General features: G+C 32.3%; 14 protein-coding genes. 2 read left to right on the plus strand and 12 right to left on the minus strand.

Annotated features, from left to right (window positions below; all coding sequences use genetic code 11):
* Positions 1-4: 4 nt before the first annotated feature.
* Positions 5-3,310, minus strand: coding sequence for a TonB-dependent receptor (locus tag ABD963_RS10380; RefSeq protein WP_345276901.1), 3,306 nt, complete (start codon positions 3,308-3,310; stop codon positions 5-7).
* A gap of 230 nt (positions 3,311-3,540) precedes the next feature.
* On the minus strand, positions 3,541-4,692 hold the full coding sequence (locus tag ABD963_RS10385) for a FecR family protein (RefSeq protein WP_345276902.1): 1,152 nt from the start codon (positions 4,690-4,692) through the stop codon (positions 3,541-3,543).
* Positions 4,693-4,821: 129 nt separating this feature from the next.
* Between ABD963_RS10385 and ABD963_RS10390 the strand changes: the two genes are divergently transcribed.
* Complete coding sequence (locus ABD963_RS10390; protein WP_345276903.1) at positions 4,822-5,415, plus strand: RNA polymerase sigma factor; 594 nt, start codon at positions 4,822-4,824, stop codon at positions 5,413-5,415.
* 89 nt (positions 5,416-5,504) lie between these two features.
* On the opposite strand, the gene ABD963_RS10395 is transcribed toward ABD963_RS10390, so the two are convergent.
* From ABD963_RS10395 to ABD963_RS10440, 10 genes are all read right to left on the minus strand, one after another.
* Positions 5,505-6,548 (minus strand): glycoside hydrolase family 53 protein, encoded by a 1,044-nt coding sequence (locus ABD963_RS10395; protein WP_345276904.1) that lies wholly within the window; start codon positions 6,546-6,548, stop codon positions 5,505-5,507.
* 24 nt (positions 6,549-6,572) lie between these two features.
* Positions 6,573-7,463, minus strand: coding sequence for a glycerophosphodiester phosphodiesterase family protein (locus ABD963_RS10400; RefSeq protein ID WP_345276905.1), 891 nt, complete (start codon positions 7,461-7,463; stop codon positions 6,573-6,575).
* Positions 7,464-10,454, minus strand: coding sequence for a polysaccharide deacetylase family protein (locus tag ABD963_RS10405; RefSeq protein WP_345276906.1), 2,991 nt, complete (start codon positions 10,452-10,454; stop codon positions 7,464-7,466). It abuts the gene before it with no gap.
* A gap of 55 nt (positions 10,455-10,509) precedes the next feature.
* Positions 10,510-11,727: a glycosyl hydrolase 53 family protein gene (locus tag ABD963_RS10410; protein ID WP_345276907.1), complete on the minus strand. Its 1,218-nt coding sequence runs from the start codon at positions 11,725-11,727 to the stop codon at positions 10,510-10,512.
* Positions 11,728-11,730: 3 nt separating this feature from the next.
* Positions 11,731-12,456, minus strand: a complete 726-nt coding sequence (locus ABD963_RS10415) for a GDSL-type esterase/lipase family protein (protein ID WP_345276908.1) — start codon at positions 12,454-12,456, stop codon at positions 11,731-11,733.
* 58 nt (positions 12,457-12,514) lie between these two features.
* The gene (locus tag ABD963_RS10420; RefSeq protein WP_345276909.1) at positions 12,515-13,690 is read right to left on the minus strand and encodes a SusE domain-containing protein; all 1,176 of its coding nucleotides are present in this window, start codon (positions 13,688-13,690) and stop codon (positions 12,515-12,517) included.
* Positions 13,691-13,715: 25 nt separating this feature from the next.
* Positions 13,716-15,269, minus strand: coding sequence for a RagB/SusD family nutrient uptake outer membrane protein (locus tag ABD963_RS10425; protein ID WP_345276910.1), 1,554 nt, complete (start codon positions 15,267-15,269; stop codon positions 13,716-13,718).
* A 30-nt stretch (positions 15,270-15,299) separates the two neighbouring features.
* Positions 15,300-18,242: a SusC/RagA family TonB-linked outer membrane protein gene (locus ABD963_RS10430; RefSeq protein WP_345276911.1), complete on the minus strand. Its 2,943-nt coding sequence runs from the start codon at positions 18,240-18,242 to the stop codon at positions 15,300-15,302.
* A gap of 169 nt (positions 18,243-18,411) precedes the next feature.
* Positions 18,412-22,491, minus strand: coding sequence for a hybrid sensor histidine kinase/response regulator transcription factor (locus ABD963_RS10435; RefSeq protein ID WP_345276912.1), 4,080 nt, complete (start codon positions 22,489-22,491; stop codon positions 18,412-18,414).
* Between the two features lie 160 nt (positions 22,492-22,651).
* Positions 22,652-23,299, minus strand: a complete 648-nt coding sequence (locus tag ABD963_RS10440) for a T9SS type A sorting domain-containing protein (RefSeq protein ID WP_345276913.1) — start codon at positions 23,297-23,299, stop codon at positions 22,652-22,654.
* A gap of 478 nt (positions 23,300-23,777) precedes the next feature.
* On the opposite strand from ABD963_RS10440, the gene ABD963_RS10445 reads away from it, so the two are divergent.
* Positions 23,778-24,224, plus strand: coding sequence for a hypothetical protein (locus ABD963_RS10445; protein WP_345276914.1), 447 nt, complete (start codon positions 23,778-23,780; stop codon positions 24,222-24,224).
* The last annotated feature ends 55 nt before the right edge of the window (positions 24,225-24,279 follow it).

The raw sequence follows: 24,279 nt of genomic DNA on the forward strand, positions 1-24,279 counted from the left end.
TTCATTAAAATGTTAAGTTGATACCTGTTGATAAAAGCCTTTGCTGGGGATAAAACCAACCTGTCGAGGAACTGCTTTCTGGATCATTAATCTTTACGTTATCGTGGATGATCAAAAGATTATGTCCTGCTACAAATAATCTTAAACTATTCAATCCCAATTGATCCAAAAGTTTTTGGTTGAATGAATAGGACAATTCAACATTCTTTAATCTCAAGAATGAATTGTTTCTTACCCAAACCGTTGATACCTCACGAAAACTACTACTAGCTGTATCAAATGCCGCAGGATAAATGGCATTAGGTGACCTCAACTCTGACCTCCATCTATCTTCATAGAAAGCAGCTTGTTGGTTGATATCGAAAGGCCTGTAAATTGTTTGAGCCTGTCCCTGTCCTTGAAGTAAGGTATTTAAAGCAAAACCTTTCCACTCCATTCCTAAAGTTATACCATATACAATCTTTGGTGTAGGTGAATTTTCCAAAATAATTTGATCCTGTTCATTTAAAACACCATCACCATTTTGGTCAACAATCCTCACATCTCCAGGCTGTGCATCAGGAAAACTAACTGAATTATCTACTTCTTCTTGATTTTGATAAATTCCATTGGCCTCATACAATAGAATAAAATCTACTGGTCTTCCTGTTCTACGTTGCCATTCTGGAACATTCGGTGGTTCATCTATGAATATAATTTCACTTTTGGCAAAAGTGAATTGACCACCAATCGAATAGTTAAAATCCTTAATTTGATTTTTGTGTGTAAATTGGGCTTCAATACCACTGTTGGATACTTTACCAATGTTTTCATCAGGCAAGGTTAAACCAGAAAAAACAGGAACAGAAGCGTTCCTTGGAGCTAATATATCTGAGCGCTTTTCATAAAAGACATCAATACTACCTTCCAGTAGTGCTTTTTTAAATCTTAAATCTACACCAAAATTAAACTTTTGAGAGGTTTCCCAGGTAATGTTGGGATTTGGAGTTGTACTAGGTGTTAATCCATTTGTTCTTAAAGGGTTTTCTCCAAAAACATAGGAATTTCCAATATTGTATATCTGAAGGTATTGAAAATTATTCACCCTATCGTTTCCTAAAAGACCCCATGATGCTCTTAATTTCAATTCGGTTATCAGCTCGCTTTTAAAGTATTTCTCCTGCGATACTCTCCAACCCAATGACATAGCAGGGAAAAACCCAAACCGTTGACCCTTGGCAAAATTTGCCGAACCATCATATCTCATGGTTATATCAACTAAATACTTATCATCAAAACCGTAATTAATTCTGCCAAAATAATTTTGTCTTGCGGCTTGATACCCTCTACCATCAATTTGTTGATTATCATCTGAACCACTGAAAAGAAAAGGAATATCTTCAGATATTAAATTTTGCCTTCTAGCAGTAAAGTACTCACCTTGTTGCTCGTATTGTTCATAAGCTGCAAAGGCATTAATCGCATGCTTACCAAACCTGTGGTCGTAACCAATTTTAAAGTGGAAAGTTTTGTTTAGTTCCTCACTATATTGCTGAAACAATGAAATATTCCCCGTTTGAAATTTTAAATTAATGTACTCTCCTGTAACTTCATCAAATTCGTATTGGTCAAAGGGTTTAGATAAGTCTTTTCTGGTGGTAGTGTAAAAATCGATTGCAGCGTAACCATTTGCATACAAACCTTTCGTTATGAAAGGCAAATCCCATCTCAAGGCAAATCTAGAATCAAATTTTTTGGTTTTTGTTTCTCTACTGCCACTATTACCATTAACCAAACTTACTGGATTACCTGTTGAGGTTTTTTTAATTAGTCCATTCTCAAAATATGGAAATTCATAGGGAGCTTGAACAAATATTTGTCTTATTAAACCATCGGTGTCTAATGTTGGACTGTTATTGTCACCAATACGCCCGGATAAATCAAATGTCAATTTTAAGTTTTCTGATAGCTGGGTGTCAATATTAGAACGAATATTATATTGCTTATAACCATAGGCATCACCTTTATAAATGGCATCTTGATTTAAAAACTGACCTGATAAATAAAATTGTGTGGTATCCCCTCCTCCGCTAACATTTAAGCCATGTTGTATCTGAGGCGTCCAAGTATCAGTAACAACATCCCACCAATCAGTATCTCCCCAAACCGACGAATCTATCGATCCATCTCTATATTCCCTTATAATATCCTCAAACTCAGTAGGTCTATTGTTACGCTCATTTACCTCATCAATCCATGTTAAATATTGCTGAGCATTCATAAGGAAAGGTCTTCTTGTGGGTTGCGCTATGGAATAACTTTGATTGTAATTGAAAGTAGTTTTACCTTTTTTACCTCGTTTGGTAGTAATCAATATTACGCCATTCGCTGCTTGCGCACCATAAATAGCCGCTGAAGCATCTTTCAATATGGATATACTTTCTATGTCATCAGGATTAAGCCTTTCAAAACTTCCCCTGTTAGGAATTCCATCAATAACATACAAAGGGTCAGTATTACCCGTGGTACCAATACCTCTTATACGAACACTAATATTATCCCTCCCAGGTTCACCACCTCTAGAATTAATAACCAAACCAGGAATTCTTCCCGTAAGATTGTTTGCTAAATTAGCTGTTTTAGATTCCTGTATTTCTTCAGTCTTTATATCAGAAACAGCACCTGTGACCGTTACCTTTTTTTGAGCACCATAACCCACTACAATAATTTCATCAAGGCTTGTAGTATCCTCAATTAAAACCACGTTAACTGTATCTTGACCATTAATTGAAATTTCTTGTGTTTGATAACCCAAATAAGAAATAACAAGCGTTGTATTTGAAGTTTTTAAAGTGATGTAATAATTTCCATCAAAGTCAGTTAGTGTGCCATTATTTGTACCCTTTTCAATGATGTTAGCGCCTGGTAGTGGTTGACCATTTACATCTGATACAATACCAGAAACAACGAAATCCTGAAAGATATCGATTTTTGTTGAAGCTTTTTGGATATTGTTTGCTTTTGGGTTTTCATTAGGCTTGATAATTATTTGTCTATCAATGATACTAAATCCAACATTAAACTCCTCAAGCAATCTATTTAATATGGATGCTATATTTTCTTTTTTAGCCTTGATGGAAACTATTCTTTGATAGTCTAATTCCTTGTCTTTATAAATAAATTTAAACTCACTTATAGACTCAATCTCATCTAAAACTTTTTCCAGAGCTACATTTTGAAGATCGATGGTTAATTTGGTTTTTTGAGCATAAGATTCGTTCGCCTGAAGTTGGAAAAGGGAAACTATCAGCAGAAGTGTGGTGAGCTTCATTTTTAAATCAAATTTTAGGGTCAAGGAATTATGTTTCTTCAACCTAAGTACTTTTTTCATACTTTTGTTATTCATTAAAGTGGTTAATTTTTTTAATCACATTTTATAATCGGGAGATGTTCGTAGCATCTTCCGGTTTTTGTTTTCTAATAATTTTGATTAGAAAATTATATGATTATTTTTATTTAGTTTACAGTTGGTTTACTGGTTTATTATCATAAAATTCTATTTTAGTTAATTATTACTGTATTAGACTCTATTTTATAATTAATTGGATGTATTTCACTAATAACTTTAAAGACTTCTTCTATAGTTTCAACATCGAAACTTGCAGTAATTAAATCTTTACTGAAACCTTTGTTATTATTAATAATTTCAACATTGTAATGTCTTTCTAATTTTTTCACAATATTTTCAAATGGTACGTGCCTAAATATAATTTTACCATCAATCCAGGCTGTTTGCATTTCTATATCGGCTACTTGAATTTTAATGCGTCCTTCTTTTTTATTCCAATCAGCTTTAAATCCTGGACTTAACAAAGTCGCTGTTTCAGGACTATATGATTTATTATTATCGTAAATACTTACAGTGCCCTCTACTAAAACAGTACTTACATCTTTATCTTCGGTATAAGATGATACACTAAACTGTGTACCTAATACTCTAACACTAATCTTATCGGTAGTAACGACAAAGGGATGGTCTTCATCTTTAGCCACATCAAAATATACTTGACCCTCTGAAAACACTTCTCGAATTTCTCCTTCAATAAACTTAACCGGATATTTTAACGAAGAACCAGCGTTTAAGTGAACATTTGTACCATCTGAAAGCTTAATCTCAAAACGCTTTCCATAAGGAACGGATAATGTATTGTAAACTAATTTTTCCTTTGATATTGAGTTATTATAGACCAATAGAGAACCATTCTGAGCACCTAAAAGGTTTCCTTGGTTATCAATAATATTTTTGGAACCATCCTCATTTAAAACTTCTATATTACCATTTTCCAATTGAAGCGTTACGCTTTCTTTTGGAATAATAATTTCAGAATCCTTAGTGAAGTAGCCCTGTTGATAAAAATACCCAATTCCTAAAAATAAAATTGCGATTGCTGCATATTTCATTAGTCTAGTATACTTTCGTATTTTAAACTGCTTTTTTTCTTTGTTGATTAACTCAAGTAATTCTTTTTTTGAGTCATCAGTATCAAACATATCCATATTCAAATCGATTAGGTAGTTAATCTTGACATATCCTTTAAATAATTTATAATTATTATCTTTTTCAAGCCAGCTTTCTAATTCATTCCGCTCCAAAAGAGTAGCCTGTCTATTAAGATATTTTATTATTAGTTTTAGTATCTTTTGAGAAATCATTTCATAGTATATATACTAACATAACACAACAATTTTGCACAACCCTAAGTTTTTGGGAACATTTTTATTATTATTGCAATAATTATTTAATTTTATTATCCTAATTATAATACTCTCAATTCTTTCTTAATGGATAATATTGTTCTAATCAGTGGTCTAAAAAAAGGTGAATCTAAAGCCTATGCCTTTTTGGTAGATAAGTATCATAATATGCTTTGTGCTTATGCCTACCAACTTACAAACAATCGCGATCATGCTAAAGATATTGTCCAAAATGTATTTGTTAACATTTGGAGAATACGGTTAAAACTTAAAGATGACTTTGCTTTAAAAAGTTATTTATATAGATCAGTTTATAATGAATTCCTTAACCAAGAAAGAAAAAGAATTCATGTCGTTCCATTAGACAAAAAAAATATTGAAGCATTAAATTCTATTTTAGAAGAAGAAGATGAAAAATCTTTAGAAAGACTGATGAATTTAGTTAAAAAGGAAATTGAAAACCTTCCACCTAAATGTAAAGAAACCTTTTTACTAAGCAAACAAGAAGGCTTATCAAATATAGAGATAGCTGAGTTTCTGAATATATCCATTAAATCTGTAGAAGCCCATATGACAAAAGCATTTAGCATACTTAGAAAGACCTTGGGGGATAAAATAAATAGTGTTTTGTTTTTATTGTTTGGAATACACAAAAATCAAACGCCGACAACTCTTTTATAAAATTACTTGTTTTTGAATAATTTGTTGTTTACATAAGTATTCTATTAATTCTTAAAATGGTCTAAAACAATAATTTCATTTTACCCCAATCAATGTCTTGTATATTGATTAAAAACATTTATTACTGGCATCACGTTTCCCTCAGAATCAAAAAATGTTCTTGATTCAAAACCTCTATTAGGTGCCGCAGGCTCCCACCAAAACAACCCTATTCCCCTTCCATTTGGCACATTAAGTATTATTTTATTTACTTCTTCTAAAAATTCTTTTTGCCCTTGTGGAGTTTCAGGAAATGGTCCTATTTTATCTTTATATTCTTGCCTCCTAAAATTGTACGCTGCCTCTACAACAATGATATCTTTGTTATACTCTTTAGATGCAAAGTGCAAACATTCTCTTAAATCCAGTAAACTCCCATGCCACCAAGGGTAATACGATTGCCCAATAACATCATATTCAATTTTGTAATTTCTAATTTTATCAAAAAAATATTTGGTAAAAGTCTTATCACCTCCTTTATCAATGTGTATCATAATTTTAGGGCAAGGGTTATTTCCACAACTGGCTTTTACTCCATTTATTCCTGCCTGTAGTAACGATGCAAAATTATCCCAGTTGTCCGGTAATTTCCCTATTGGCCAAAGCATACCATTACTTATTTCATTTCCAACTTGAACCATATCTGGAAAAACACCTTCATCTTTAAAAGCTACCATAGTTATTTTAGTGTACTCAAAAACTTCTTCTGTTAACTCTTCAAATGTTTTAGTTTCCCAGTCTTTGGGCGTGAATTGTTTTCCTGGGTCTGCCCATGTATCAGAATAATGATAATCTAATAGAAACTTAAACCCTTTGTCTTTGGCCTCTCTTGCTAAAGCAATCGTATAATCCAAATTATTTGGCAAATTATAAGCCCCTAATTTTGGGTTATGGAATAATCTTAATCTAATCCAGTTGTACCCATGGTCTTTAAATATTTCTATACATGACTTAGGTTGTCCATTTTCCTTAAAAACAAACCCTTTATCCTCTGCATCTTTAACAAAAGACAAATCGGCTCCTATCATATAATTTTGAGAGTAAGCTTTCTGTAGTATTAGTATTAAAAGTATGGTTTTTATTAAAGTTTTCATTTTCATTTTTTTATATTATGGCAACTAATCATGTAATCCTTTTTCTTTTAAATAATTGAGCATCTGTTTAGGGTAGTCTGTTTGAATGATCGCTGGTTTTAAAAGCAATAAACTATCTAAAGATTTTGTGTTTCCATTTATTAAGTCTACATCTTGTTTCCATAGACTATTAACAAATACTTTTACACCATTTTTATGAGCCCAATTCATGTTTTCTTGCGTATAGCTTTTCTCAGTAAAATGCTGAATTGGTGAATAGTAACTTTTATAATTTGATTCCATTTCATCCTTATTTTCTGATAATGGCAAAACAGCATATAAAGAATCTATTTCAATTATTTCATTCAAAGTTTTCTTGTTCCATATAAAAGAAATTACCTCATCCTCCATTTTATTTTCTTTTAAAAGATCATAATAATCAAGAGGAATTATTTCCTTTAAATCTAAATTTAAAATTATTTTACCTTTTGCCAACTTTAATATTTCTGACAACCTCGGAATTTTATGTGAGGTTATAGAATCTTTAACCTTTAAATTGAATTGTTGTAATTCTTTAAACGTATAATCTTTTATATACCCTCTGCCCGTTGTAGTTCTGTCAATTTTATCATCGTGCATTAGTACCAAAACTTCATCCTTTGTCATTCTTACATCAACTTCCGCAATATCCACGTTGGCATCAATGGCATCTTGAATTGATTTTAATGAATTTTCAGGTGCATTTTCATGAAATGCCCTGTGAGCACAAATCAAGATATTTTTGTTTGATGACTTAACTATATTATCGATTGCAAGGTTGAAGTTGGCTATTGAAGTTTTATCCCCAGAAAAAAGATATAGACCAACTAATATTAACACGGAAAAACCAACCAAAAATGCAATTACATTTTTTATGTTTTTTTTGGTCTTAATCATTTACAATAATTCTTCTATGCTAACAAATTCAAAGCCTTTAGATTTACCAAAAATCAGTATTTCCTCTAAATCTTTAAGTTTTGCATCTGGATTTCCAAAATCAAAATCATGTAAAAGAACTATAGCTCCATTATGAATATGGTTTTTAAATTTCTCAAACATTTGGCCTTCATCATTTTGTGTTTTATCCCAATCCATAGTTGTTAAAGACCACAATACGGTTTTAACTTCTTTATCGGCCAAAAAGCTAATTTGATCTTGACTGATTGCTCCATAGGGAGGTCGGAAATATTTTGGTTGATCAGCTCCTGTAAAGCTTAAGGCTTGAAAAAATTTTTTTATTTGATTCTTCCATAAACTTTCATTAGGTACGCCCAAGATATTATCATGATTCCAGCCATGAAATCCAATTAAATGACCACCATCCTTGGCTTGCTTGATAATGCCCATGTTTCCTTCAAGCTTTTCACCCATCCAAAAAAAGGTCGCTTTAGCATTATGTTTATCTAGAATTGACATAATTTTTCTTGACATATCAGTAGGTCCATCATCAAAAGTTAAAGCTATTTGCTTTTTGGTTAAATCGCCTCTTATTAAACAAGACCCTTTGTTGTTTCTTTCATGCTGTAAAAACAATTTTGGTATTAGAGGTAAGCTATCATTGACCACTCGCTCTTTTGCTAATATTCCGATTGATGAATTTAATATATCCGAAGAAGTTGCATGGAGTTCAATATCCTTAATATCGAGACTTGTTTTTATCAGAATTGAAGCAATTCCAGCCTCGCAATTAACAGGATTTTCTCCTATTAATTGCACACCTTTTCCAACACTAAAAGTAATTTCACCTGTATAATCAGGAACAACCATACCATTTTCATCCTTTACAAAAGCATTGACAAAGAATATATCATTGGTTTCTAATTTTAAATTTTCACAATCTTTATTGTCAACAACAACTTCAATTCTGTTTGGTTTCTTTGGTGTTTGCACTAAATGAGATGCCACTAAATTATTATTGATATAACCTTTTGCTTCAAGTTTTCCCTCTTCAAAAGAATTAACTTTAAAGATAAAAGGTGGATGTTTTAAGTTGTTTGAAATTCGGTTCTTGTCTGGTTTATTACGGCCAAGGCTTTTTCCATTCAAAAACAACTCTACCTCGTCACAATTACTGAATATCCTAACATCTAATGGACTATCCTTTTGCCAATGATTTGCGATAAACACCATAGGTTCGCCAAAGGGAGCATTATGATCCCGTTGGCTTTTAAAAAAATAATAGGACGGTTTTGGCAGTCTAAAAATATCCATGATTCCTGAAGCCTCTAAATCGTTTGCATAACCTCTATTATAATCAAACATAGCCCAATAGCCATCAGCAAAAGCTGGGGTATTCAAATTGTCGTTATGGGCTTCTTGTATGTTGGTAGCCTGTTGCAAAAGGCATTTTTCTCCTGCACCTCTTAATTGACGGCTCGAACGTTCTTCCTGCAACAAATTACCCCAACTGTCTTGGTCAAGTCCAGCATTCATGGCATAGTATTCCCAATCACCATATTCCGATACGTTATAGGGCTTTTTTAAGCTCTCATCATAATGCTTTAAACGATGTTGACGAGCCTGTAAAAAAATATCATAACCATAAGGCTGCCATCCTGTAGTGAAACACTGATCACCAGGATATTCTCGATGTGCTATTGCCGTTAATGAATCAATAAATGCTTCTGGCATCCATGATTCGTTTAATGATACTTCCCAGGCCATAACCGAGGCATGGTTTCTGTCTCGCCTAATTAAATCACGTGCGGTTTGAAACACATGGCTTTGAAACCTCTTATCATCACTGTAGTATTGCCAGCCAAGAATAGCATCAATGGTTACTAGACCTAGTTCATCACAAGCATCCATGAAAGCCGGTGCTTGCGGATAATGTGATAACCTAACATAATCGAAACCAGCATCCTTAATTTTATTGGCATCTCTGTAGTTTGCGTTGTCTGATAATGCATAACCGATGTAGGGGTATTCTTGATGACGATTAACACCTCTCAAGAAGGTTTTTTCTCCATTCAAATAGAAATCTTGACCTATAAACTTCATGGTTTTAATGCCAATTCTGGTTATTTCCTTATCAACAACAACCCCATCTTTAATAATTTCTGTAACAAGTTTATACAAATTAGGATAATTTGGTGACCATAATTCTGGGTTCTCAAGTTCCATTTCAGTAGTTACCTCATTATTTGCAAATGCTTCAAGCTTTTGCTTATTACTTGATTTAACCAAAGCCACCTTATCGTCTTTTAACAAGGTGTTTTTAACAACAAATGACACCGAGTTTTCGTAATCATTTTGAATATGAGATTTAACTTTTACAATAGCTTTTTCTTTTGAAACATGAGGGTATGTAACAAAAATACCCCCACTGGCAGTTTTGTTTGCCTCTATTGGATCTGTTATATGAAGTGCGTTTTTAGCAATAAGCCAAACACTTCTGTATAAACCTCCATAGGTATTAAAGTCCAGAATCTTTAAGGGTTTAGGTCCAGTTATCGGATTATCGTGATTGTTTAATTTTACCGCGACTGTATTTTTTTTATTAAAATGGGCAACCTTGGTAAAGTTTATTATAAAAGGTAAATATCCACCATGATGTTCAATTAGTTTTTCACCATTAACCCATACTTCGGCGATGTTCATGGCGCCTTCAAATTTTAAAAAGAGCTTTTTGTCTTTTAAATTTTCATCTAAATCAAAATTTTTACGGTACCAACATGTCCCTTGCCACTGATTATTTACAATTTTAGGTTCAATTTTTGGCGTATGAGGTAAATCTACTTTTTCCCAAGTAGTATCATCTAATTTACTTTTTGAATAATCATAAGCTAGTTCTAATGTGTCCAATAGCTTAAAAGACCAATCCTCATTGAAGTTCTGTTTTTGAATGTATGTAGTTTCATGATCATCGTTGCAGGTTAGAAGCAACAAACAAAAACTACATGTTATAAAACTTTTAAACATATTCATTAGATCAAATAAAAACCTACTGCTCTACAATTTCATTCATCCAGTTGACTCCATCGTGAAGATTGTAATTAAAATCCCAAAACGCCTTGTTTTCCCATGAAGAGCCCGCTCCATATTGATCAGGAAAAATTAAAGTATTGGAGCCAACCCATTCTCCGCCCCAATATATTAATCCCAAACCTCCTGCATCATATAATTCTTGTGCAAAATCTTTTAAGTACTCTTTTTGGGTATTGGTAGTTGGTGGGTTATCATAACCCGCAGGAATATTATCAATCCCTAAAATATCTACATGAGCATCATTACCCCCAGTCCTGAAAAGCTGTGCGGTTTCCATAATTAGAAAATCTTTATCATAAGTATTTTTAACCCACGAAACCACATCGGTCCAACTGGTAAAATTCCCCATAGAATGCCACGCATGATAATGGGAAATAGCCATAATATCAAAATCCAATCCATTACGAACATGTGTTTTCATCCAAGATGGCAAACTGGCCGCAGAAAATATATGACAGGCTATTTTAATGTCCAGATTATACTTTATGTTTAAATCCCTAACAGCCTTATTTCCAGCATTTAATAACTTCACTGTTCTAACAACACTGTACGGTGGCAAATTGCTTTCTTCTAAATTAGGCTCCAAAAACCTTTGATTGGTTTCATTACCAATCGAAACAATCTCGGGTATCAAGTCTGAATTTATGTAATCTTCCAGTATGGTTAATGTGTGGTTGTAGATGGCTTCAGATAGCTTATCCACATCGTTTGCTATACTTTGCCATTGCAGTGGTGCAACGTAATCATTTAGCTTTTGATTATCTTCAAGAGCCATGGACTGATAGCCAAAAGTCAATAAAGTTTTTAATCCAGCGTTCTTAGCACGTTGCATTTCTATCTTCACTTTTTCTGGAGAACCAAAGTCAACATCAGCATAACCCGCTGTGTAACTACTGCTATATGGAGGGTTATCAATTCTTAGTCTGACGATATTTGCACCATGGTCTGCTAAACTTTGAAAGGCATCTTTTGGCACGCCATTTTCCTTAAAAATTACATTGCCAAAGGTTTCTTGATGCGTTACATAAGCCATATAAGACCCTTTATAAAATGTTCCTTTGGGAGTTTGCGTTGATGTATTAGGGACTGGAATGGGATTATCTAATGTACAATTGAACTGTAAAGACAAAGCTAGAATAGCTAGATACTTTATTATTTTAAATTTTTTAATCATTATTTATTTTTTGACTTTATTAATAATATTATCAACCCATCGTATGTATCCATTTTCGTTTAAATGAACACCGTCCTCAGATAATTCCATATTCATCAAATCATCGGAAGTTGCAAAATGATTGTGTAACGGAATAATTTGATAGGGTTGATTTTTTTCTGCTTCCAAAAGCAGTGCATTTGTTTGTTGAATTTTTTCTTTTAATAATAGTGTTGAGGTAGGTAAAACAGTTTGAACAAATATGTTGGTTTCTTTAGACCCTGATTTTATCTTGTTTACTATTTTTAAAATATTATTGAAAACCTTTTCAGCAGTCATATCATCTCTAAACAAATCATTAATACCAATTAAAATAAAAACCTGTTGAGGCTCATAGTAAATAATTTCTTCTAACCGTGCCAAAACACCATCCGTAGTATCTCCTGCAATACCCCTGTTTTTTACTCTTGGGTTGTTTAATCTCAAGCACCAGTCACCTCCTTGTTCAGTAATACTATTACCGAGAAATACAATATCTTTGAATTCTAAGGGGTGTTCTTTAAATTCTGCAATTCTTATCGGGTAATGAGTTCTTGTAAACTCCGTATGAGTAGAAATTACAACATTATTATCTGGATAAAGAGCATTCAAATCTACTTCTTGTCCATCATCTAAACTGATGATTTCATTTTGACTGCACGCCTGAAATCCAACAACAATCACAAGAAAAAATTTAAAAAAAGAGTTCATCAAAATATGTTTTATCTAAATGGTGTAAACTATAAACCAACCTATTTTTTTATTCTTATTAAGGAATCAAAAGATAAGTTCCTGATTTAAAATCTACTCTAATTGTAAACGTTCCCGTAGATGGCGCAATGATATTATCGCCTCCCCATGCAGGGTTAGTTGCTGAACCAGACGCTATAATATCACCCCCAGAACCATCTTGAATGTTCGTATTGGTCTTGTAGGCTGGATCACTATATGAAGTCGCAGTAATAAAGGTAAATGCGCCACCACTAGTAAGCGGGATAGTGATTTCAAAAACATAATCGCTTATTTTTGTAAACTTTTGTGTAGCATCCACATTTGCAGCCCATCCTAAAGGGGTGGCATCTCCAATAATATACAAATCTGTTGGCGGTGGCAATAACGAAGGTGTTGAAGTTACTGAATATTTACCAGTAGTAAAATCTATAATAATTTTATAAATGCCTGTTGTGGAAGGAGAACTTAATGGACTGCCTCCCCATTGTGGAACGGTCATGGAACCCGCAGGCCTAAAATCGCCCTCAAAGGCAGATTGCCCAGACTCTAAGGCTACATAAGCTGGATCTGACCATGTAGTTGGGGTTGAAATAAAAGCATAACTTTTGCCACCTACCAGTTGCGTAATCAATCCAAATCTATGATCGTCAATTTGTGACATTTTTTGAGATTCAGGCAATGGTGTTCCCCAATTTGATGGAACAGCATCTCCTTGAAGATATAATTCTGCTGGCATTTCATAGAGCAAATTGAGCGTATCATAAGGTGTTAGAGCAACACTTACGGAATTAGAATAAGATTGTAAAGCACCATATTTCAAACTCGTTTTTAATCTAACCTTGATTTGTCCCTCAATATTTGGGGCTATGCCAAACTCTAGTGCATAATAATTCAAATCGGCGTGCGTAAATACCCTCTCATTGCCAGTAACAGAAAAAGTTCTTGGTGAAGAAAAGTCATTATCATTTAAATCCATCTCCAAAGTATAAGTCACTGGCGTATCAACACCATATGATGGATTATTCCAACTTAATGTTAGGGCCGTTTCAGTTTCTGCATCCGTTTCATTTAATATAACATTTGTAACGCTAGATGTAATCTCAAAAGAACCGTTCTCTGGTGCTTTTGCAGAATATAAGTTTTCACTATCAGTACAGGATACAAATATTGAAACTAAAGCAATGGCAACTATATATTTATGAATAATTTTCATGATTTCTTTGTTTGTTAAAAAGTCTCTAAAAGCCTTCTATTTGTTGTAAATTAGGGTTTGCTAGTAAATCTGATGTTGGTATTGGGAATAGATTGTATTTATCATCTACAGCTCTACCTGCCTCTGCATTACCTTTCCATGCCCATAAATAATCTCCTGTTGTAAGTCTGTTATACCTGATTAAATCTGTTCTTCTATGAGCTTCCCAATATAATTCTCTAGCTCTTTCATCTAAGATAAAATCAAGGGTAAGTTGAGTACTTGTAATGTTTCCCAAAGTACTAGATGGATCATTGGCATAAGCACGTCCTCTTATTTTATTTACATAATCGAGTGCCAAAGTAAGATTGCCACCTGTCCCACCTCTTAGCACAGATTCAGCGTATATTAAATATATTTCTGCTAGACGAAATACAGGAAAATCAATATCAGATATGTTCCCAAAATTGTTGTTCTGTTCTATTGGAGAACCATCACGTTTTTTATTTCTGTACTTGTAAGCTGAATACCCATCAGTGCTTGTCGTTATGGAATTTACTTCTAGGTTTTGTCCATTAGTATAAAACATTGCTCTTTTATCTATCGAAGTATCTGCTGTTGGGAATAGCGCAGGCACTTGTTGTGTAAACCTGAATGCTTGCCATGAACTGGACATACCATTTATAGAACCAGGAACTCCCGCAGGCCCTAAGGCCAAGAAATTGGTGGAATACCAAGTAATATTGGTGTTATCATAATTGATGGTCCAGATAAATTCATTTGTATTGAGGTTGTTATCGCCAAGCATCAACCATTCATATCTGTCTTCTAAAGCATACCCTTCATCTATTATTCGATTAGAATAGGTAATTGCCTCAGTATAGTGTTCTTGTCCTGTATAAACTTTTGCGTTAACATACATTCTGGCCAATAAAGCCCAGGCCGCTGCTTTATCTGGTCTTCCCCACTCGTTTGTCCCGGGGTCTGCTAGTATAGATTCAATGTCGGTTAATTCATTTTCAAGGAAATCAAATAAATCTGCCCGTTGTATTTGACTTGGTGCTGTAGTACCTAATGTTTCCTCGGTTGGAAATGGTGGGTTGCCATAGCAATCCATTAAAATCCAAAAACAATATGCCCTCAAAAACCTTGCTTCAGACTTAAACTGCTCTATTTGATTAGCCTCTGAACCCGAAAAACCTCTTGCGCTAACCTTATCTGGGGATGCCTCATTAATGTAATTGTTACATAATGTAATCATGTTAATTGCCGCATTGTAAACATTGGTTATTGCTGGTGAATCAGCGCTCCATGCGAGTTCGTGATAAATACCATCTCCCCCATCATTCCATGTGCTTACTGCCATGTCGGTGGTGTATTCCTGCATACTCCAATAAAATCTCAAAAATGTACTGTAAGCTAAATTTGAATAAACCGATACCAACCCTTGTTTATAACCCTCAACACTATTGAATTGCTTGTCTGATGTTGTGACGTTTTCTGGTGTTTTCTCTAAATCATCTGTACATGAATTAAAATACAAAGCTAAAGCCAATAAAAACATCATCCTTAAAAATCTGTTTTGTCTTATTTTTTTCATAGTTCTTAAATTTATTTATTGTCAATTTTTTTAAAAATCAAAATTCACTCCCAATGCGTAAACCCTAGGGACTGGATAGCCATTTTCACTTCCCCTAATGGCTTCTGGATCGAGACCAGTATAGTTGGTAATTGTAAAAACGTTTTGTATTGAGAAGTTTAAACCTAAGCCTAACTTAGATTTTACCAAGGTTTTTCCAAAATTATATCCAATACTTAAATTATCCATTCTCAAGAACGAGGCATTTTGTAAATAAAAGTCGCTATACCTTTGAGCATCGTCATTGAACCTAAATAACGTATCATAATATAGTGTGTTTAGATTTTGTGAAACTTGAAAGTCGGTAATTGCAACAGTGCTATTATAAGGCTGGAAGAACAAGTAATGGTCTAAATTTGCATGAAATGATGCATTAAAATTCCATTTTTTGTATTGTACATTTGTACTAAATCCAAAAAGATATCTAGGCAAAGTTGACTTGTTTGTAATATATCTATCGTCGGCATTTATCATACCATCGTTATTAACATCAAGCATCTGGCCTTCAATGGGCATTCCATCTGAATTGTAAACTTGGTGGTATAAATAAAATGTATTCCGAGGAAATCCAACAGTATTTACTAAAGTAGCATCGCTAAATAACCCAACACCTTCATCGTTACCATTGGTTAATTTAGTAATCTTGTTTTCATTATAAGTGGCATTGAAGTTAATGTCCCATGATAAATTGTCATTTTTTATAGGGGAAGCATTAAGATTAAATTCTATTCCTTTATTCTCCATAGTGCCAATATTGAGAAGTAATTGATTGCTAAAATTTACTCCTAAAGGAACCGTTGTTAAATTCAATAGATCTTTAGTGTCTTTTTTATATAAATCTATACTACCAGATATTCTATTATCAATAAATCCAAAATCAAAACCTATATTAAAAGATTCCGTTTGTTCCCACTTAAGATCTGGATTGAAAGCCTGTGGTGAAACCGTAGTATAAGAGGTATCCCCAAAAGTATATTGATTGTTTAAACTTCCTGTATTATATCCTGTTTGATAATAATAATTTGCAATGCCATCCTGTTGACCTGTAACACCATAACTCAATCTTAATTTAAGGTTTGATAGGGTTTTACTATCCTTTAAAAAATTCTCTTCATTTATTTTCCAAGCCAAAGCTACTGATGGGAAGAGACCCCAACGATTATCTTCGGCAAACCTCGAAGAACCATCACGTCGTAAAGAGGCTGTTAAGAGATATTTACTATCGTAATTATAATTAAAACGACCATAAAATGAAATGATAGAATGACTTGGCTTATCAAATGGAAAAACAGGATCACTGTTTGGAAACTTAACGCCATCTGCTCTATAAGTTGGATAAAAATAGTTGGTTGTTAGAAAGTCATTATAGGAATATCCTGCAGTTATATCAAATTTACTTTTTATAGATTCAATGTCTTTACTGTAAAACAAGTAAGATTCGAATAATAAATTTTTAACCTCTCTTGAGGGGTCTGCAAAATAAATATAGCCTCCAGACAAATCACTTGGAAAATAATTGGCCTGAGCAGAGTCGCTAAATTCTCCTCTACTAATATCATAACCAGCATTTACATTAATATGCAAATCTGGTAAAAAATGTAAGGAGTAATCTAACTGAATATTGCCCACACTTCTTTTATTTCTGTTATTTCTATTAACCTGGTTTAGCATACTTATTGGGTTAATAAGCGCTATGGCAGGGTTATCAGCAAACTGTGTATATTGAAAATAACCACCATAGGTTTGGTCTTCAACATAAACTGGTTGGGTTGGGTCGAAAGCTGTCGATGTCCAAAGTGCATTTTCGTTGGCAATACGCTCATCTTCAAAAGAACCTTTTAAGTTTAGGTCTATTTTCAGATGGTTGTCAAAAAATTTAGGGCTTAGATTTAACAAAGCCGTTAATCTTTCGTATCTACCGGTTTTTAAGTTTCCATTTTGATCGAGATAACCAACTGACGCCCGATATGGAATAGATTTAAATGCGCCACTCAAACTTATATTGTGCTCAGAAGCAAAACCTATTTGATAAATTTCGTCTTGCCAATCTGTACTGGCATTACCTAAAGGAGTCCTACTAAATCCTAAGTCATTTACTACTTCGCGATATTGATCGGCTGTTAAAACCGATGCTTTTTTAATAATAGTTGATACTCTAGTGTTTGAAGAAATGTTAATTTGCAAACCATCTTGACTACCTTTTTTTGTGGTTATAATAACTACCCCATTTGAGGCTCTCGAACCATAAATTGCGGCAGCCGAGGCATCTTTCAACACCGTAAAGCTTTCGATGTCATTTGGATTTAATTGACTTAGAAATCCTGGACCCCCATTGAATCCTTCAATAGGAACACCGTCAATTATAAATAGCGGATCATTGGTTGCACTCAATGAGGAACCACCTCGAATTAAAATTGAACTTCCTGCCCCTGGTTTCCCACTGGTAGGCGTTATTTGTACTCCCGGTAATTTATTAGCGATTAAACCCTCTACATTGGTAACAGGTACCTTTTGAAAGTCTTTTGAACTTACGCTAGCTACCGAACCCGTTAAATCTTTCTTTTTTTGAGTTCCATAACCAATAAGAACTACCTCATCCAAGGTACTTATGTCTTCAGACAATGCGACAATAAGATTATTAAAATTTTTAAGGCTAATTTCTTTGGTTACATATCCAATGTATGATATTATAATAATATTACTAGAATTACTAATTGGTATATCTAAAGAAAACTGACCATCAAAATCCGTGACTGTTCCAATTGAAGTACCTTTTAAAAGTACTGAAGCACCCGGAAGGGGTTGGTTTAATTCATCAGTAACTACTCCTGTTAAAGTTTGGCCAAAAAATAAAAATGGCACTAAATAGAAAAGGGTAAAACAATTTAATTTATTAGGTGTAAATAATTTGTTTATTAATTTGTTTTTAATCATGCTAGTCTTGGTTTTAGTTTAGTTTAAATCGTTTAGTAAAGATTTTTGTTGGAGGTTAAGCGAACCAAGATGCAATTAAGTATTTAAGCAAAATGTAGCAGGGTAATTATTTCTTTTAATTTAGGGGTATAAATTCATTTTAACAGAAATTAATGATATTATTAAGTCACTAACTTTTTTTGAGATATTCTGAAGGGGCTTTACCAAAATGCTTTTTAAATAACTTACTGAAGTATTTTCTATCGGAATAACCAACGTGGTAAGAAGCATCTAAAACAGAAAAATTCTGCTCTTCAATAAGCTTTTTTGCTGTTTTTAGTTTGAAGTCACGAACAAATTCTACATAACTCATATTGGTTAAGCTTTTAATTTTTTTATAGACCACTGAATGACTCATCCCTAATTCATCACATACAAAATTCACATTTAGGTCAGCAGAGTCTAGATTTTCTTCTAAAATATTCATCAGTTTGTTCATGAACTCTTCATCAGACTTATTAAGGTTTAATTCACTTATTGGTATAAGTTCTTTCATCCAAAATTTTTCATGTAATAAGTTCCTGTTTTTTAAAATATTTTTAATTCTACTTCTTAATAATAATTCATTAAATGGTTTTGTTATGTAATCATCTGCACCAATTTCAAAACCTTCAATTTTGTGGGTAAATGAAGCACGTGCAGTTAATAATAAAATAGGAATATGGCTTGTTCTTACGTTTGCTTTTAATTCTTTTGTCAAGGTTATTCCATCCATTATAGGCATCATAACGTCACTTATAATTAGATCTAAAGAATTGTCAAAAACTAATTGTAATGCTTCCTCCCCATTAGAAGCTTCAATAATATTATATTCATTTGACAAAATCCCGACAATATAATCTCGGATATCTGTATTATCTTCAACAATAAGAAGGGTTGGGTTTTTATTGTTAGTATTTTCATTTTTAATAACCAAATCATTATTTTTTTGATTCTCTAGATTTTCTTTAAAATAATTGGTTAACAAACTATTAGTTTTATCTCCATTAATTTGTTCTTGAGTAAAATGGCTTTCACCCTTTTTTAATTTAATAACAAATTCTGTCCCTTTACCCTTTATGCTATCAACCACTATCTCTCCATGGTGTAAATCAATGATTTCTTTTGAAATTGTTAGACCAAGCCCAAATCCATTAGTATTACTATCGGCATTCTCTTTTGTTTGGTAAAAACGATTGAAAATTTTATCAAGTTGCCTTTTTGCTATACCAATACCCTTGTCTTTAATATGAATTTCTACAATATCTTCTTTATCAAAAAGAGAAAATTCTATTGTCTCCGCCGTTTTAGTGAACTTAAATGAATTTGATAATAAGTTATATAGTACTTTTTCTAGCTGATTTTTATCAAACCAAACTAGCAATTCATCAGTGTTTGTTTTAAAGTTGAAATGAATGCCTTTTTCTAATGCCATTTCTTTAAAAGACAAATATATTTCTTCGCAAAATTCAACCAAGTTTTCATTAACTATTTGTAGTTTAATTTTATTAAACTCAAGCTTTCTATGGTCTAATAATTCATTAACCAAATTGACTAATTTGTTACCATTCTTTTTGATGGTTTCTATCGAGTTGGATAGGTCATCATCTACCTCCTCTTTCCCCTGTAACAATCTATTTATTGAGCCCAAAATCAAAGTTACTGGTGTTCTAATATCATGTGATATATTTGTGAAAAATTGTTGCTTAAAGTTGTATAGCTCTATATCCTTTTCATGAGTAAGTTTTTCTAATTTTAAATTCGTTTTTAACTGTTCCCACGCCACTGTGTATTTTCTAAAAAGATATAAAACAAATAAAGCAAATAAAATGTATAATACAATCGCCCACCATTCTAACCAAAAAGGTTTTTGAATATATATATTCATGGATGTAAAATCATCTCCCCACTTACTACCAGATTCTTTACTTTTTACTTTAAAGTTATAATTACCTGGGGAAAGATTTGTGTAGGTTACTGTGCGATCTGTTCCAATATTTCTCCAATCTTTATCAAATCCCTCCATTTGAATGGCATATTCACATCTATAAGAAAACGGAAATTGTAATGCTGCAAATTCAAAGGTTATTACATTTGAATCATGCCTTAAGGATATATGATTTGTTAAAGTAATGTTCTTGGTTAGGATTTCGTTTTCACCTACTGGCAAATCTTTATTAAACAGTTTAAAGTTTGTTATTTTAACTTGAGGCTGTATGTTTTCATACAAAATGTTTTTTGGGTTAAACTTTAACACCCCATCAGAACGTCCAAAATACAATATCCCACTTTCATCCTTAAAGACGGAATTTATACGATATGACCCTGCAAAATTTGGAAAACTTTTAAAATCATTAATATCATAATCATATTTACCTATACCCTTTTCTGTACTAAACCAGATATTACCATTATCGTCTTCTATAAGTGATACTTCAGATTGATTGTTTAGCTCATTGTTAGTTTCAAAACGGTTAAACATCTTTGTGTCAAAATCAAAACGATTGATTCCTCCCTCAGAATCTCCAATCCAAATATTTCCTTTTGAATCTTTTAGTAAACTTAAAATATTATCACTATCAATTGAATTTTGGTTTTTATTAAGGTTTTTTAAACGTGTAGCTTTTTTAGATGAAGTATTAAAAAGATTAATTCCTCCACCATAGGTGCCCAACCATAGAGTAGTACCATCTTTAATCATTGAAACTATATTATCGCTACTAATTGATGTCGTGTCATTTTTATTTTCTCTAAATGCAGTAAATTCATTTTTACTTGTATCAAAATAGTTAAGACCTCCACCCCATGAGGCTACCCATAGATTGTTTTTGTCATCTTCAATTATAGTTCTTACATCGTTAAAACTTAGTGATTTGGGATTATCCGATTCATGTTTATATTGTATGTATGAGTTTGTTTTAGGATTGAATTTTATGATGCCGTTAGCATAAGTTCCAATCCAAAGTATTTTACTTTTACTCTCATAAATGCATTGAATATAATCTCCTCCAATAGAGTTTTTAAAATCTTTATTAAATTGTTTAACTTCATTAGTTTCAGTATTAAATACTGTTAAACCTTTGCCATCAAGACCTAAATACAGGTCTTTTTTATTTTTATATATAGATAATACTGGGATTGGATATAACCCCATAATATCACTTGGTATCAATTCAAAATTATTTTTTTGTGGCAATATATTAATACCATTCCACGCTGTACCAATCCAAATATTAGCTTGTTCATCTTCCGTTATAACATAAACTGCATTACCTGATAAAGAAGAATCTAATTGCGGCTTATGAGTGAAATTGTATATTTCAGGGTTTGTACTATTAGGTTTTTCTATTTTTATTATACCATTTCCGTCTGTCCCCACCCATAAATCATTTTTTTTGTCTTTGAATAATGAGCGTACTATAGTTATTTCACTACTTAATTTATTTGAATCTTTAAAGAAATTCTCAAATTTGTGTGTCTTAAGATCAAACATCAGTAAACCACTACCACTAGTACCTACTAATAATACATCTTCGTTAAGTTGAGAAATGGTATGAACAAAATCGTTAAAAATAGAAGTTTCAGATTCTATATGTTTAAACATTTTTGTTGTCATTGAAAATTTATTCAATCCATGTCCAAATGTACCTATCCATAAATCACCTTGAGTATCTTCGTAAATACTTGTTACTATATTATGGCTGGTATTATTATTATTTTGTTGGTGGTAGGTTATAAATAAATTTGATGCTTCCACAAAAAGACATAATCCATTTTCAGAACCAATCCATAAATTCCCGTTGGAATCTTCAAAAAGTTTATATAATTGATTTGAAGGTAGGGAAGTTAAATCTTTGGAATCATTTTTATAAACGACAAAATCATCACTTGAATTACTATATAAATTTAAGCCGCCACCTAGAGTTGCAACCCAAATTCTTCCTTTGCTATCCAATAGTACATCACTAATATTATTGGAACTAATTGAGCTATTTTGACTATTATAAATCTTGAATTGCTTACCATCAAACCTATTCAATCCATTCTCTGTTCCTATCCAAACAAATCCATTGTTTTCCTTAATGATACCTGTAACCCTATTACTTGAAAGTCCATTTGATTGATTTATCTTGTTAAAAATTACTTGTGATTGACTAAAACAATTAATTGTGAGTAGATAAAACCCACATAAAACCAATACTAATTTTACTTTTTTATATCGAATCTTCATTTATACGAAGTTACTATTTAACTGAATTAATTTTCGAATTTATTAAAGTTAACAAAAACAAAAATTATATGTTATAAAATAAAAAATCGAAGGTAAAATTCCCTTCGATTTTTTCACTATTAATCCTAATTCAAAACGAATAATAAGAACAAGTCTAAATTTAGTTTATTAAAACTTTACTAGTCTTTATTCCTTTTCCATATACTTTTAGCTTGGCAATATAAATAGCAGAAGCTAAGTTTACGATATTATTATCGTTGTTTATACTTTTAACTTCTTGACCCAACAAGTCAAAGATTTTAAGTTCATATTTATCTGAAGTATTAAGACCTTTCAAATGAATTCTATTATTTGAATAAAACATATTAACATCCTCTAATAGTTCAGAGTTTTTAATCGACAACGCTGCATTTTGTAAATTAATTTGTGTAGCAGGATAATCGCCAGCTAACCAATTCCATCCAGCATCGCTTAATTCAATTACTAATTTATAGTTATAAGGACTTGTTAAATCAGCAGTTTGAGTGGTTCCAGGGGGGATTGTAAAATCAAATGAGCCTGCTACATTGGTACCTGCTAGTGCAGGACTCAATACGCCATCTGCAACCATTGAAGCCCATGTCCAGTCATTATACAAATTGAGTGCACAATAAATATTGCCATCCGCAGGAATCGTATATTCATAATTCACGGTGACGGAAGTTCCTATTTGAGCCTCCGTTAGTGTAGATGTAAAAGTAATTGACTGTGAAATAATCACTTGTGAAAAGCCCATAAATACAACTAACAATAGTAATTTTGTTTTCATAATATAAAGTTTTATTTAGTTATTTCACAATTATACAATGAATTACAAGTTATTGGGGAGCATTAAAACGTTAGAGTTAGGGTGGTAAATTCGTTTTTAACTTAGTTAAATGATTTTTTAAAATTATATAAAATGAATTATCCATATAAGAATTATTTGAACCAAGGTTCCTACCCTTTTCTGAAAGATTTTATTATATGAATTTTGGATTACAAAAATATTTGGGTAAAATAATATTGTATCGTTCCAATAAATTTTCTAATCTTACGGTATAAGGTCGATACAAGTTTTAACTGTAAACTATTGGACATGAGAACAATTTTAGAACAAATATTTTTCTAACAAAATAATCTTCAATTTCAAACTTTTTAGAATACCTTGGAGTTATAATTATCAGTTTTTAAAATCCTATGTTCTGGAATAGGAAATTAATGAAAATTAAGTTATATTCGTAAAACAATCGTTTATTTTACGAATAATGGATACATTTAAGTATAATTGCGCCTATTGTCATGAGGAATTTATCCCAAAAAGGCGCTACGCACAAAAATATTGTAGTAATAGTTGTAGGGCAAAAGCTTATCATAGAAGACAGGTTGAAAAGGGTGGCGCAAAAAAAATTTCTAAAGAAAAAAAAGATGTATTGCCGCAATTCGTGCAACCTAACAACATTCCAATAGAAAAGAAAAATGCTATTGAAAAAATGAGTTCTGCTGGAGTCGGTAATGTTGTTGCGGGAACTTTAATTGCGGAATTTATCAAAAACCTATTGACTGGTGATGATTCTAAGCCAGCAACAAAAAAAGATATTGCAACTCTAATTAATAAGCTTGATAGATATCATTTGATTACTAATTTACCTCCGAGAAACTTTAATAAATTCCCATATTTTGATCTTCATACCAATCAGGTGGTGTATTTTTAAGTTTTTACTATGCCTTAATACAACATATTAATTATTGTGATATTTTGTTTATATT

This window comes from Litoribaculum gwangyangense, from assembly GCF_039543505.1.
Lineage (GTDB): Bacteria > Bacteroidota > Bacteroidia > Flavobacteriales > Flavobacteriaceae > Litoribaculum > Litoribaculum gwangyangense.